This is a genomic window from Methylotuvimicrobium sp. KM1 (assembly GCF_044788715.1).
In the GTDB taxonomy this organism is placed as follows: domain Bacteria; phylum Pseudomonadota; class Gammaproteobacteria; order Methylococcales; family Methylomonadaceae; genus Methylotuvimicrobium.
Genome location: NZ_CP173170.1, coordinates 4477783 through 4491177 on the forward strand (window position 1 = coordinate 4477783; position 13395 = coordinate 4491177).

Here is a 13395-nt window from a genome sequence, read left to right on the forward strand (position 1 = left end):
TACTCCAAAATCTAACTAAACGATACGACGCTCATTGTTGGTCGCTAAAGATACATTGAGCGAGAACATAAGCCCCCACCTTTCACCTTTCATCTTTCACCCCCCCGTTACATTCATATGCCTAAAAATAACCGGTTGCTCGTTTAGATTGAATTCATGCTTTTCGGGTTTGATTTTCATCGCCTCGACGATCGTATTTTTAAGCGCATCGAGATTCCCCGGATTCGCTCGAATGACTTTTTTTAGATCGACCGAGTGCTCGTTGCCGAGGCACAACAGCAATCGGCCTTCAACGGTCAATCGGACACGGTTGCAGGTGCTACAAAAATTGTGGCTATGCGGCGAGATAAACCCGACCTTGGTCGAAGTTCCTGCAACCTGGAAATACTTCGAAGGTCCGCCGGTTTTTTCGGTACTCGCAATCAAATTAAAATGCCGTTCCAAATCGGCCTTAATGTCATCGCTAGAATAATAAGCTTCGGCGCGATCGTGGCTACCGACGACACCGAGCGGCATTTCTTCGATGAAACTGATATCCAAATCACGGTCGATCGCAAACTGAACCAAATCGGTCGTTTCTTCATGATTACGATTTTTCAAAATCACGGCATTGATTTTGATACGTTTAAACCGCGCTATTCTCGCCGCCTCGATACCTCGCAACACCTGATGTAAGTCGCCGGTTCGGGTAATATCCTTAAATTTTTTTGCATCGAGCGTATCCAAGCTGATATTGAGCCTCTTTACGCCGGCCGATTTAATCGCCTGCGCCATCGGCGCCAATTGAGAACCGTTGGTGGTTAGAACCAGCTCATTCAGCCCCGACAAACGACCCAGATTTTCGAGCAATTGCAATGCGCCTTTGCGCACCAATGGCTCACCCCCGGTCACACGGATTTTTTTGACGCCCAATTCAGTAAACGCCCGAGCTATCGTATGGATTTCTTCGAGCGTTAAAATTTGTGCACGCGGCAAAAACACCATGTCTTCGGCCATACAATATTGGCACCGAAAATCGCAGCGGTCGGTAATTGAAATTCTTACATAATCAACAATTCTACCGAAGCGGTCGATCAATTGCGTCGTGTTGGATAATGAACTCATAAGTAATATCGATTGACTAATGTGGCAATATTATCACAATACGGCTCACAGTCTGTTTTAGTGCATTGCTCTCGACTGCCGGTTCCAGACGCAGTCTACCGCTTAGGAACGAGCATGAAATAACCTAGACAACTGTTGGAAGGGGGTTCGGTGGCTCGATTGACAGGTGTCGGCGGCAGGGATAGCCGTCGTCAAGCCTACATGGACGTATTCACGGCGTCCTGTCAAGCGAGTCACCGAACCTCCGCAAAGCCTACTACTTGTAGAAGTTATTTTGTGCATATTCCTTACTTCCCTATAAGCGTCGAACAACAGAGCCATGCAGAGCGCAAACATAACCGCGCGAAGCATAGCCGCCCCATTTCAGAACCAAAACGAGTTAAAATGTTTCGGTTATTGACTATCGAATAGATAAGGATGACTCCAATGAAAAAACAATTACACTTTTTATGGCTTGGCTTGTTGTTTTCGCTTAACAGCTTCGCCACAGAACCCGTTACCATCCGCCTGGGCATTTTGGAGTTCGGCACGGCAGCCTGGGAAGTACAAACCTTACAAAGCGCTAAACTCGACGAATCCGGCAAATTTAAATTGGCCATTCATCCACTGGCCAACCCTGAAGCCGGCAAAATCGCGCTACAATCAGGCGCTGTCGATATCATCGTCTCCGACTGGATATGGGTATCGAAATTGCGCTCGATGGGCGCCGATTATTCATTTTATCCTTACTCAAATGTCTCGGGCGGGCTCGTCGTTACCGAAAACAGCCCCATCAAAACGCTAAACGACCTTAAAGATAAGCGCTTAGGTATCGCCGGCGGAGAACTCGACAAAAACGGGTTGCTGATGCAAGCAGTTTTCCAACAACAAGGCAATAGCGAAATCGCTTCATCTATCGAAAAGGTCTACGGCGCTCCACCTTTACTCAATCAGCAAATGCTCAGCAACCGCCTTGATGCCGTCATGACATATTGGCATTTTGCCGCAAAACTTGAAGCCCAAGGATATCGCCAAATTATCGATGGTCAAGCGTTGATCAAAACACTAGGTATAGAAGAGGAGGTTCCGACTCTTGGCTATGTCTTCAAACAAAGCTGGGCCGAGCGACATAAACAAGCACTGACCGGTTTTTTGCAAGCCACCCGACAAGCCCGCGCATTGCTATGCGAATCGGATGAAGCCTGGCAAAAAATCTTACCGTTAACGCAAACCGATGATACGCACACTCAAAGCGTACTACGTAAGCGTTACTGCGAAGGCACCGTAAAACGATGGGGGAGCCATGAAAAAAATGCGGCTAACCGCATCTACCGTATTTTGAAAACGGTGAGCCACAACAAACTGACCGGAAAAGACGACAATCTTCAGCCGGGCACTTTTTGGGTCACAGACCAAGAGTAATGTTTGGATGTCATTAAATTTAAGGAATACCTACAAAAACTCGAAATGACAAAAGGAAGCTCTTTCGTCAATAACAGCGGATCCAACGAAATGTTGCTGTACTCAATCCAAACATGACCTTAACTAAATTCTTAAGCCATTACAGAACACTTAATCTGTTGTCGATTCTGCTCTTTATAGGACTATGGCAGGGCCTTGCTCTTTATCTCAGCGACAATAGCCTACCGACGCCAGCAACGGTGGCCGAGGTATTCTGGCAAGAAACCTTATCCGGCCAACTGCCTTATCATCTGGGCGTGACACTGCTCAGACTGATATCGAGTTTTGTTGTCGCGATGTTGCTCGGTTGCGCAATAGGCATCTTACTGGGCAGAAACCAAAAACTGGATGTTTTCTTCGACAACTGGCTGGTAATTTTTTTGAATATTCCGGCATTGGTGACGATCATTCTCTGCTACGTTTGGTTCGGACTGGTCGAGTCGGCCGCGATTCTTGCGGTCGTGATCAACAAATTACCGAATGTCGTCGTCACGATTCGCGAGGGCACTCGAGCGCTTGACAAGGATTTACTGGAAATGGCCCGCTGCTATCGTTTCAGCAAGCTCAAGACGTTGCGTCATGTCATCTGGCCGCAGCTGCATCCGTTTGTAATGGGCGCGACACGTTCCGGCTTGGCCCTAATCTGGAAAATCATCCTCGTCGTCGAACTGCTCGGCCGCAGTAACGGCATGGGTTACCAACTTCACCTGTTTTTTCAATTATTCGACGTCGCAGGGATTCTGGCCTATACAATCGCGTTCGTTGCAGTGATTCAAGTGATCGAGCTGCTCATTCTGAAACCGCTCGACCGAAAAGCCGGAAGGTGGCGCCGATGACCGCAATTACTGTCGACATCATCAACAAAAGTTATCCCGCAGCCGGACAAGCCGGCCTACACCGAGCGATTGCAGATTTAAAACTCTCCTTGCCGAGTAACGAATTCATTTGCCTGGTCGGGCCGTCCGGCTGCGGCAAAACTACGCTGCTAAACATCATCGCCGGACTCGATCAGGATTACAGCGGCGAAATTACTGTGGAGCAACAGCATAAAGCGCCGAAGATCGGTTACGTATTCCAAAATCCTCGTCTGCTGCCCTGGCGAACGGTAAGAGAAAATATCACGCTGACCTTGCCTAGCGATTACGATCCGAAAACGGTCGACGCATTACTCGAAACGATGCAATTGACGCAGGCCCAGCATGTCTACCCTGAGCGCCTGTCTTTGGGCATGAGCCGGCGCGTTTCGATCATCAGGGCCTTTGCGGTCGACCCCGACGTGCTATTGATGGACGAGCCTTTCGTGTCGCTTGATGCACCAACCGCGCGTCAGGTCAGGGAATTGTTGATAGGACTCTGGCAACAGCGCCCGCATACGGTCTTGTTCGTCACGCACGATTTGCGCGAAGCGATCGCGTTAGCCGACCGACTGATATTTCTATCGCCGCCGCCGATGCAGTCGCTCAGCGAAATCCGCGTGGACATTCCGAGAGACATACGTGACGACGAGACGGCTATCGAGGCGTTCAGACAAAAATTGCTTCAGGATCATCCTGAAATCAGAGCGCTGTTATGAGCTTACCGGCAGTCGTTTTAAACGTCCGTCACGGTTGCCAGCAATTCCCAATTTGGGGATCAAACAGGGATACCCCACACCCTAATCCAGTGAAAATGCTCAAACTGGGAATTGCTGCACGGTTGCAGGACCGGGAAAAATACCCGATACTTGTAGCCCTTTATGCCCCGCTATCCAAGATAATGGCGGACTGATATTCCACCACCTGGAGGACCATACAATAATGATCAAAACAATCCTATTAGGCTTGGCCGCATTCGGATTCACTTTCGCGTCAATGACTGCTTCAGCCGCCAGCGACGATCAATATCCGGCCAGTAATTTTCAACCGAAAGTTGTTTTTATCGATAAAGATTTAGCCGATCAATTGGATACTTCACCGGCACCCCAAAAAGCCGATAAAAAATCGAGCAGCGAACCGGCCTCGATAACGGAATTCGATCCCAAATATCCGGCCGCATATTTCCAGCCCAAGGTTATCTATCCTTAGTCTTTTATCACTCAATGCTTTGAATTTTTCATTTAACGCTTGATAAAACCACAGAGTTAACAGCGGTGCAAATACTCATGCGTTGTGTTCTCGGCGGTTGAAAAACGATCTGGCACCCTACACCTAGCGCTTTATAGCTTATGATCACCAACAATTTCCAAGTTATTTTGAGATTAAAAAGCGGGATCACAGAAATTAGCTAAAATAGCTTTTTTCAACAGCCTAGGCGCCGGGGAATTCGGCCCCTCACCTAACGCTAGGTAAGGGGCCTACATGGGCGTTTTCACCGCGTCCTTTAACCTAAATTCAGCAGTCAGCCCAAGAAAATCACGAAATACACGCAAGTAATCATACGGTTACATAAATCTCTTGAATCACCCGCCGGGCGGGCAGCTTGAAAAGTTTAACTATTTGAATATGTTCGTGATTTTCGTGTGTTTCATGAACAAAATGCTTTTTATAGGCTTAACGGACACCCCAGCACCGAATTTTGATCTACGATAGCTATAGCTATTCTGTTAACCGGACTCTTTGTCTTGAACCCTTTACGTCAACTCGTTTCACAGACCGCGATTTACGGCTTAAGCAGCATCATCGGCCGTTTTCTTAATTATCTTTTGGTCCCGCTCTACACCTATACGTTCAGCACCGGCGAATACGGCGTGGTCTCGGAATTTTATGCCTATGCCGGTTTTTTCGCGGTACTGTTGATCGGCGGCCTTGAAACCGGCTATTTCCGATTTCGCAATAAACAGAATTTTTCGAACGAAACAGTCTATGCCGGCGCGCAAAGCTTTCTAGTTTTAGTCAATCTGACTTTTCTCGGGTTCATCGTATTTTTCAACGAAACTTTGGCGGCGCATCTGCATTACGGCGAACATTCTGAATATATTCTTTGGTTTGCATCGATTCTAGTTCTGGACGCGATAACGGCGCTGCCGTTCGCTCGGTTACGCGCGGAAAACCGGGCATGGCGTTTTGCCGGCATCAAATTGACCGAGATTTTCTTGACCATCGGTCTCAATCTGTTTTTTCTGGTTGCTTGCCCGAAAATTGCTGCGGCTTGGCCGGGTTCGGCGATTCGCTTTATTTACGATCCGGCGATCGGTGTCGGATATATTTTCCTAGCCAACCTGCTGGCCAGTTGCTTTAAATTTCTGTTATTGATTCCGCAACTGCGCGGCATACGGCTACAGCTAAGCCCGACAATACTCAAACCGATGTTGGTCTATTCATTGCCGATGGTCATTATCGGTTTCGCCGGCATGGTCAACGAAATGCTCGACCGGGCAATATTGAAATATATGCTGCCTTATGATTTGGATACTAATTTGCAAATGCTAGGTATTTATGGCGCCTGTTATAAATTATCGATTCTGATGAGCCTGTTCGTGCAAGCATTTCGTTATGCCGGCGAACCGTTTTTCTTCAGCATAGCCGGCCGTGAGGATGCACAAAAGTCTTATGCCTTAGTCATGAATTATTTTGTGATCTTCGGCGTGTTTATTTTTCTAGTCGTGACGCTATTCATCGATTTTTTTCAATACTTTATCGGCTCGGACTTCCGCGAAGGGCTCGACATTGTACCGGTCTTATTGATCGCGAATCTACTGCTCGGCATCTATGTCAATCTGTCGATCTGGTACAAATTGACCGACCGCACCGGCATGGGCGCTTTGGTATCTTTGGCGGGCGCCGGTTTGACCGCTTGGCTGAATATTTGGTGGATCCCGATTTGGGGCTATCACGGTTCTGCCTGGGCGACGCTGGCGTGCTATTTATTCATGGTCGTCATATCCTGGCTACTGGGGCGTCGCTACTATCCGGTCCCCTATAAGCTAGGCAAGATCACCGGCTATATCGCCTTCGGCTTAACATTATATGCTGCGCATCATTTTGCGACAGAAGTCTATCTTATCAACACCTGGCTCAGTGCTTCGGCAAGCCTTACGGCTTACCTAGTTACCACAGCGTGGTTCGATTTTCGACCGCTGCTGCGCCACAAACACGATATTTGATTGGAACCTTTACCGTGGTATGCACAGCGTATCCTACTGCTTTAACATCGCGAAGCTAGAGCTTCGCGTATAGCTTTCCCAAGCTGGAGCTTGGGAAACAGCGGACCTTTAACCTTTCATCTTTCACCTTTCACCTTTCACCTACCCAAACAATAAACTATCGATATTGGCTCGGACCGTTCTGGCCGTATTCTTCAACGCATCGTGTTCTATTTCGTTCAAGTCGGGCTGTAAATAACGAATGATGCCGGACCGGCCCAATACCACCGGAATGCTGAAGCAATTGTCTTTGATGCCCTGCCAATCATCGAAGCAAGTACTAAGCGGCATCGTTCGGTGTTCGTCGTGAACGATGGTTCTGATGACTTCGCAAGCGGCTGAAGCAATAGCGAAATTGGTATAGCCTTTCAATCGATAGACCTCGAAACCGGCCTTGTTGACCTCTTCAAAAATCTCTCTATGCCTCGGACTATCGGTTATCGGTTCGCCGCCGGCTGAAGCGTGGCTGAATACCGGAAACTGATTCGGTCCGTGCTCGCCGAGAATATAGGCTCTTAAATCATCGGGATGAATCTGTTCGGCCTTGGATAATAGGGTTCTGAAACGTGCCGAATCGACCAGCGTACCGATACCGACGATTTTTGAAGGGGGCAACTCCGAAATCCGCGTAGCCCAACAAGTCATCACATCGACCGGGTTCGTGATGATAATAAAAACAGCTTCAGGATTATTTTCGGCCAGCATTGGAATCAACGACTTGAACAAATCGATATTGGCTTTACCTAATTCCATACGAGAAGTCATGCCTTTTGCCATCGGTGCCGAAGCGGTGATCGCGACGATATCGCAGCCCACCGCCTCTTCAAGCGGGCCGCCTTCGATTTGCATCGGCCGTTCGCAAAAAGCCAAGGTATGCTGTAAATCCAAGGCATTGCCCAACGCTTTGGTCGCATCCCGATTGACCAACAACAAATGATTACCCAAGCCCTTCAACACCAATGCATAGGCTAAAGAAGAACCGACATGGCCGGCTCCGATTATGGCTATTTTCATGATTGATACTCGCTATGTTAAAACGCTCTCGCAACAGCCGGGATAAAGACAACCGATTGATTTATTTTCAATAGAAACTATTTAAATTCAATGTGATACTATTAGCAGAATTTTTTAATCCTACTAATTTCCGCAATAACGCTTACCCGAAATAACAACATAAAGTCAGACGATGGACAACCGAATAATAATAAAAATGAAAAGCGGCGGCCTAGGACGTCTCATCAACATCATACAAACCCTGTTCGTGAGTCTGATGCGAATATGGACCATTCCCATCGTTCTCGCGCTCAGTTTGGCTTCCGGATTTACGACATATTACGGCATGTCGCATTTCATCACACCCTGGATCGCGCTGATCATCACGGTCGCGATTCAATCGATCATCGTAATTTGCTCATTTGAGATCGCCGGAATTCATTGGCGCGCCAATCGATTGCGTTATTTTAGCGTGTTTGCCTCGCTGTTGATTGCATTGGGCGCATCGGTGTCGTTTTCTTATTTCAAGTTTTATGAAATCTCCGAACAAGATACGATTCATATCCAACGTCTCAACGAAGTCCGTAATAAAGTCGAGGATTATTTAAGCGACATTATCGCCATTAAAGGAGAATTATTGGCGAAAGAGCGGCTTGAAGTAGAGCAGTTGAACCAACAAGTCACTCAAGCTTATTTCGGCACGCATCCTGAAATCCCTCCATCATTAAGAAACCAAGTCGGTGAAGGCCGAATCTGGCGGCACTATAACGAGCTTTTTCAAAACAAAAAATCCGAATTGGCGGGGCTCGAAGAACAGCTTGCACTACTCGATGCCCAAATCGGCGCACTTCAAGCCAATTTAAATCAACTTGACCAGGATTCCGAGGCTATTCGAGAAATATATCAACAGATATCGAGCGGCTTGCAGACCGTTCAATTGCAATTCAATCGGCAAGTCGCCAAATTCAATACCCATTTACCTGCGGCACCGGTATTAATGCCTTACTCGCAATATATTCAAGGCATCAAGCCGTCTTTTGCAATGTGGACAGGCTTTTCAACCTTTGCTTTAGTTTGTGCCGGCATGGTCGATTTTTTTACCGTACTGCTCTCCTACCGCCTAGAATTCACGGCCCCCGGACCATTGACCGAACAAGAGGAAGAGCTGGTTTTCGAATGCCTAAGGCAATTCACGCAATTCCGCATCAACGAAAACGATGCCTTAGAAATGATTATCGAAAAAACTGAAATCGAAAAAGCCAAACGCTATATTGACTGGCCGCGAATGTTTGCGGTCGGCCTGTTGCTCAGCCGGGGCTTTTTGCGTAAAGTCGACGACCGTACCGTGGAATTCGCGCCGACACTCTATCCGTTGATTGCCGAAAAGCTAGGCGATAAATTGCAACAACTCAAGGAGCAATCCGGACGCGCAGAACCTGCAACGATGAATACCGAACCCGTCGCCCATGAACAGCACTAAATCGCCTCTAGACCTTTGGCTAGCCGATATCGCCAGCGAAGCTAACAACCAAGATGAAACTTGGGACCCGGGCTTCGACGGCAGTCGACGCTTAGTCGTTGCAAAACTAGGCCCTTACCGGAAGGCTTTTCCCCGTCCCCAAAAATTTACCCCGCGTTTTTATCACCGTATTTTTCAACTCCCGATCGAAGACTGGTCACTGACCTGTCGCGCCGAACTATACGGCGGTTTTTGCTCACTCGAGATCAATCTGACGATTCATTTTCAGGCCTCGATTCACTATGCAATGACACATATTGAGACCTTGCCCGAGATCAACTCATATATCAAAAAAGCTTATGAAAGCCTGGTTCGCGATGTCATCGACCAGGAAATTAAAAAACTCGATGATGGCGAATGGATAGAATCCGGTTTAGCGCCGATCGAAAAACGCATTCAAACACAAATCAACGAAACACTGATTACTCAACATATTCAGTGCCGTGCATTATGCTCGATGCAACCATCTTTTGCCGATGTCACTCAATCGCAAAACTTGAGTAATAGCTTTGCTCGAGAAGATATTTATCTAAAAATTCAAAAGAAGAACTTCGAATTCAAGGAGCGTCAAAACCGGGAAAGTCTGCGCCAACAAGAAGAACAAGAACGCCTGCTTATCGAAAAACGAAACAGGGAAACAGAACTGAAAATCAAGGAACAAGCACTTGAGTCCGAGTCCAATTTACGCTTGCTAAAGGAGCAAGAGCGACAAATAACCGAGCAATTCAGCCTGGAAGAGCGTCTGTACATGGAACGGGTTCGGCATCAAGCTCGTCTGCAAGAGCTCGAACAGGAAACGCAACGAGAATTGCAACGCCAGCAACTGGCCAAACAACTTGAAACCGAGCAAAGACTCCAAGAAGAAAAGTTGAGGCATCAACAGTTACTTAAAGAAAAGGAACTCGCGGCCGAACTCAAACAGTTCGAAGAACAACAGGCTCAATGGAACGCCGCGAAAGAGCGTATGCAACAAGAAAAGCTCAAACAGGAGCAGCGCTTAAAGCAAATCGAATCCGAAGCGGAACGGGCTCTGGCCGCTCAGAAACAATCAGAAGCTCAAAAATTGCAGGAAAAACTGCATGCGGAAAGGCTGCAACACGAAAGCCGCCTAAAGGAAATGGAACTGGCGATGCAGATCGAGGAGCAGAAAAAACGTTATGAAGCCACTCAGGAGACTTCCGAATATTTACGCAGGGATATCGAGCTATTGGTACTCGAGAAGCGGCGCAACGAAATGATACAGGCCGCAAAAAAAGCCAAGCAGCCCACCGACCAAACGCCTCGCGAACTACCGTTGAATTCGGAGCCCGAATAAAGCAACATCAAAATTCAAACAGGAACAGATGAGCGAATAACAATCATATTTGATAACCGAAGAGGAAGGCCGCCATGACACTATCCGAAAAGACCGCAAAGATCATACTGTCGCTGAAGCACAACTTGGTTGCTACCTTCGTCGGTCTGTTATTCAGCATAGCCATTATCAAATTAATCGGTGCTTACCTGAGTGCCAATATCGACGACGGCGAATGGGAGCAATTTAAAGTCGACCACGATTGCCAGCCGTTTATCAACGACAGCGGGAGTCAACGCTTGAGTTGGCAATGCGATGACGGAAAAATTTATTACCGTTGGCGGCAACAACGTTAAGCTCTGGAAAAACTTCTCGTTAAAGGACTATCAAAAAAACCAATTATCGAATCCCGAACTATTTTACCCTCACTAATCAACCAAAGCCCGGTAATACTCTAATCTGTCAAGCGCAGCCGCCGCAGCATGATTGGTCAAGTGTCCGTGATAAGTTATCACCGCTTTCTTTAATCCAATGCCAAGATGCTCAAGCCCTTCTTTACCAGCTTCGGCCAGCTTTAGAACAAAAGGTAAAGTCGCTTCGTTGAGCGCCAGTGTCGACGTTCGAGGGTAGGCGCCGGGCATGTTGCTAACGCAATAGTGAATCACGCCATGCGTCGTGTAAACGGGCTCGGTATGCGATGTCGGCCGCGAAGTTTCGATGCAACCGCCTTGATCTATACTGACGTCGACAACGACCGAGCCGGGCATCATCGTCGCGATCATTTGTTCGGTGACGACTTTAGGCGCTTTGTCTCCCCGGCACAACACGGCTCCAATAATAAGGTCTGCCTCGGTAACAATGCAGCTTATATTTTCCGGCGTCGATAATACGAAATTGACTTCCGGCAACTCGTTTCCTCTCAACCAATCCATGTGCGATTTGTCAATACCGGCGACATAAACCTCGGCTCCCATTGCCGATGCCACGCGCGCGGCATGCATGCCAACCACCCCGTCGCCGACGACCAACACATGACCATGCCTGTTCTTGCCAATGCGACCTAATTGAACGCCTTTGCCGCCATTGAACTCAGCCAGATAATACGCGCCCATCAAGACCGCGACATTACCTGCTATCGCACTCATCGGCACTAGAATCGGCAACCGGCCTTGCTCATCTTCAACCAGTTCGTAGGCAATCGCGGTGGTGCCATTAGTGAGCAAGGCGTCGGTCAAAGCCGGGTCTACACCGGCCAAATGCAAAAAAGTAAAGATCTTTTGTTGCTTCAAATACTGATACTCGGCAGGCAACGGCTCCTTGACCTTAACCACTAGGTCCGTCTTCCAAGCCTCCGATGCTGAAACCACATTAACACCAAGCTGTTTGTACTGATCATCAGCAAACCCCGAATCTAAACCGGCACCGGTTTCAACTAATACTTCGTGGCCTCGTTCGACCAATTTTCCGGCGGCAGCCGGAGTCAGACCCACCCTTCCTTCTTGATCCTTAATTTCTTTCGGAATACCTATTCTCATTGCGTCCCCTTGATTTAGTGGCAAGCTATCATCCGAATTGGAATATAATTCGGTTATACCTTTCGCACTTCAAATTTCGGCAGTGCCTAAGGAGGCACCGGGGTGCTAGGTCGATTTTTGCACCTGCAAAATCGACATTCACGCCATCCATGGCGCTCGCAAAGGCTTTGCCTACATGGACGTATTCACCCAGCACCTAAATTATCCAAGATAGTTAACCATAGCTAATGGATTATGGAATTTAGGTGCTGGGTTCACGGCGTCCTTTGACGGGCCCCCGGTGCCGAATTTTGATCTACGATGGGTATATAAAACCGGTACAACAATAGCTCTTTCAAAGCTTGATTGTAATCGATTTCCTTTGCCCTTCCATATACAGAATCATAAAACTCTGTATTTCTTTTTTGGAGTCTCCATGGCGTTATCCGTTGTTATAATCATTGTCGGCTTAGCATTATTAGTCTGGAGTGCCGATCGCTTTGTCGAGGGCGCGGCCGCTGTTGCGCATTTTGCCGGCATGTCGCCGCTACTGATCGGCATGGTCATCGTCGGCTTCGGCACCTCCGCCCCGGAAATGGCGGTGTCCGCCATATCGGCATCGCATGGCAATCCGAATATTGCATTAGGCAACGGCTACGGTTCAAACATCACCAATATCGCATTAATTCTCGGCATCACCGCGATCATCAGCCCGATTGCCGTTCACTCACAAGTGCTTCGAAAAGAACTTCCAATCCTTAGCGCAGTTACGCTATTCGCCGCTTGGCAAATTTATGACAACGAATTTACTCAATTGGATGCCTGGCTTTTATTAGCGGTGTTTGGCATGATTATGACCTGGACAATCATCCAAGGCATGCATAAAGACTCCGATAGCTTCGAAAAGGAAATGGAATCCGAATTACAAGCCCACGCGATGACACTTGGACGTGCGTTATTTTGGGTTGCCGTAGGTTTGGTATTATTGGTCGTCAGCTCCCAGATGCTGGTCTCAGGTGCAGTCACGATTGCGCAAAGTCTAGGCGTCAGCGACTTGATTATTGGCCTAACCATCGTTGCAATCGGCACATCCCTGCCGGAACTGGCATCATCAGTCATCGCCGCCAAGAAGGGTGAGCACGATATTGCCTTGGGGAATATTATCGGGTCCAATCTGTTTAATACGACTGCGGTCGTCGGGATCGCAGGAGCCATACACCCCATGACGATCCCTGAAGATATTTTGATCAGAGATTGGCCGGTCATGGCTGCGTTAACGGCTTCTCTTTTCGTCCTGGGTTATTCCTACAATGGCGGAGGGCGAATCAACCGTATCGAAGGCGGATTATTATTATCGGCCTATATCGGTTATACCTGTTATCTGATCTTTTCGGTCACTACTATTTAAACT

The 13395-nt window shown here is 47.9% G+C and carries 12 protein-coding genes; 9 read left to right on the plus strand and 3 right to left on the minus strand.

Features of this window, described 5'->3' with window-relative positions:
* Positions 1 to 96 precede the first annotated feature (96 nt).
* Complete coding sequence (moaA, locus tag ACINK7_RS19505; RefSeq protein WP_404357887.1) at positions 97 to 1104, minus strand: GTP 3',8-cyclase MoaA; 1008 nt, start codon at positions 1102 to 1104, stop codon at positions 97 to 99.
* Positions 1105 to 1530: 426 nt separating this feature from the next.
* Here moaA and ACINK7_RS19510 point away from each other — a divergent pair, with 426 nt between their 5' ends.
* The 5 genes from ACINK7_RS19510 (at position 1531) to ACINK7_RS19530 (ending at position 6625) form a co-directional block, all read left to right on the plus strand.
* The gene (locus ACINK7_RS19510) at positions 1531 to 2505 is read left to right on the plus strand and encodes an ABC transporter substrate-binding protein (protein WP_404357889.1); all 975 of its coding nucleotides are present in this window, start codon (positions 1531 to 1533) and stop codon (positions 2503 to 2505) included.
* A 113-nt stretch (positions 2506 to 2618) separates the two neighbouring features.
* Positions 2619 to 3380, plus strand: a complete 762-nt coding sequence (locus tag ACINK7_RS19515; protein ID WP_014147044.1) for an ABC transporter permease — start codon at positions 2619 to 2621, stop codon at positions 3378 to 3380.
* On the plus strand, positions 3377 to 4117 hold the full coding sequence (locus tag ACINK7_RS19520; RefSeq protein WP_404357891.1) for an ABC transporter ATP-binding protein: 741 nt from the start codon (positions 3377 to 3379) through the stop codon (positions 4115 to 4117). The genes ACINK7_RS19515 and ACINK7_RS19520 overlap by 4 nt, the downstream gene beginning before the upstream one ends.
* 223 nt (positions 4118 to 4340) lie before the next feature.
* Positions 4341 to 4607 carry a hypothetical protein gene (locus ACINK7_RS19525; protein WP_404357893.1) on the plus strand — a complete coding sequence of 89 codons (267 nt, stop codon included), beginning with the start codon at positions 4341 to 4343 and terminating at the stop codon, positions 4605 to 4607.
* Between the two features lie 536 nt (positions 4608 to 5143).
* Positions 5144 to 6625 (plus strand): lipopolysaccharide biosynthesis protein, encoded by a 1482-nt coding sequence (locus tag ACINK7_RS19530; protein WP_404357895.1) that lies wholly within the window; start codon positions 5144 to 5146, stop codon positions 6623 to 6625.
* Positions 6626 to 6766: 141 nt separating this feature from the next.
* On the opposite strand, the gene ACINK7_RS19535 is transcribed toward ACINK7_RS19530, so the two are convergent.
* Positions 6767 to 7678: a malate dehydrogenase gene (locus ACINK7_RS19535; protein WP_404357897.1), complete on the minus strand. Its 912-nt coding sequence runs from the start codon at positions 7676 to 7678 to the stop codon at positions 6767 to 6769.
* Between the two features lie 196 nt (positions 7679 to 7874).
* Here ACINK7_RS19535 and ACINK7_RS19540 point away from each other — a divergent pair, with 196 nt between their 5' ends.
* The 3 genes from ACINK7_RS19540 to ACINK7_RS19550 all read left to right on the plus strand — a co-directional run bounded on the left by ACINK7_RS19540 (position 7875) and on the right by ACINK7_RS19550 (position 10826).
* A complete protein-coding gene (locus tag ACINK7_RS19540; protein WP_404357899.1) occupies positions 7875 to 9137 on the plus strand; it encodes a hypothetical protein in 1263 nt (420 codons plus the stop codon).
* Positions 9124 to 10491 carry a hypothetical protein gene (locus ACINK7_RS19545; RefSeq protein WP_404357901.1) on the plus strand — a complete coding sequence of 456 codons (1368 nt, stop codon included), beginning with the start codon at positions 9124 to 9126 and terminating at the stop codon, positions 10489 to 10491. Before ACINK7_RS19540 ends, ACINK7_RS19545 begins: the two co-directional genes overlap by 14 nt.
* Positions 10492 to 10565: 74 nt before the next feature.
* Positions 10566 to 10826 (plus strand): hypothetical protein, encoded by a 261-nt coding sequence (locus ACINK7_RS19550; protein ID WP_404357903.1) that lies wholly within the window; start codon positions 10566 to 10568, stop codon positions 10824 to 10826.
* Positions 10827 to 10898: 72 nt separating this feature from the next.
* Here ACINK7_RS19550 and ald read toward each other — a convergent pair whose 3' ends face one another.
* Complete coding sequence (gene ald / locus ACINK7_RS19555) at positions 10899 to 12005, minus strand: alanine dehydrogenase (RefSeq protein ID WP_404357904.1); 1107 nt, start codon at positions 12003 to 12005, stop codon at positions 10899 to 10901.
* A 415-nt stretch (positions 12006 to 12420) separates the two neighbouring features.
* Here ald and ACINK7_RS19560 point away from each other — a divergent pair, with 415 nt between their 5' ends.
* Positions 12421 to 13392, plus strand: coding sequence for a calcium/sodium antiporter (locus tag ACINK7_RS19560; protein WP_404357906.1), 972 nt, complete (start codon positions 12421 to 12423; stop codon positions 13390 to 13392).
* Positions 13393 to 13395: the final 3 nt, after the last annotated feature.

What these genes read in the sequence shown, in the direction of transcription:
- ACINK7_RS19560 (WP_404357906.1), top strand. Translation starts at nt 12,421, where the DNA reads ATGGCGTTATCCGTTGTTATAATCATTGTCGGCTTAGCATTATTAGTC.
- ACINK7_RS19520 (WP_404357891.1), top strand. Translation starts at nt 3,377, where the DNA reads ATGACCGCAATTACTGTCGACATCATCAACAAAAGTTATCCCGCAGCC.
- ACINK7_RS19510 (WP_404357889.1), top strand. Translation starts at nt 1,531, where the DNA reads ATGAAAAAACAATTACACTTTTTATGGCTTGGCTTGTTGTTTTCGCTT.
- ACINK7_RS19535 (WP_404357897.1), bottom strand. Translation starts at nt 7,678, where the DNA reads ATGAAAATAGCCATAATCGGAGCCGGCCATGTCGGTTCTTCTTTAGCC.
- ald (WP_404357904.1), bottom strand. Translation starts at nt 12,005, where the DNA reads ATGAGAATAGGTATTCCGAAAGAAATTAAGGATCAAGAAGGAAGGGTG.
- ACINK7_RS19525 (WP_404357893.1), top strand. Translation starts at nt 4,341, where the DNA reads ATGATCAAAACAATCCTATTAGGCTTGGCCGCATTCGGATTCACTTTC.
- ACINK7_RS19540 (WP_404357899.1), top strand. Translation starts at nt 7,875, where the DNA reads ATGAAAAGCGGCGGCCTAGGACGTCTCATCAACATCATACAAACCCTG.
- moaA (WP_404357887.1), bottom strand. Translation starts at nt 1,104, where the DNA reads ATGAGTTCATTATCCAACACGACGCAATTGATCGACCGCTTCGGTAGA.
- ACINK7_RS19515 (WP_014147044.1), top strand. Translation starts at nt 2,619, where the DNA reads ATGACCTTAACTAAATTCTTAAGCCATTACAGAACACTTAATCTGTTG.
- ACINK7_RS19545 (WP_404357901.1), top strand. Translation starts at nt 9,124, where the DNA reads ATGAACAGCACTAAATCGCCTCTAGACCTTTGGCTAGCCGATATCGCC.
- ACINK7_RS19550 (WP_404357903.1), top strand. Translation starts at nt 10,566, where the DNA reads ATGACACTATCCGAAAAGACCGCAAAGATCATACTGTCGCTGAAGCAC.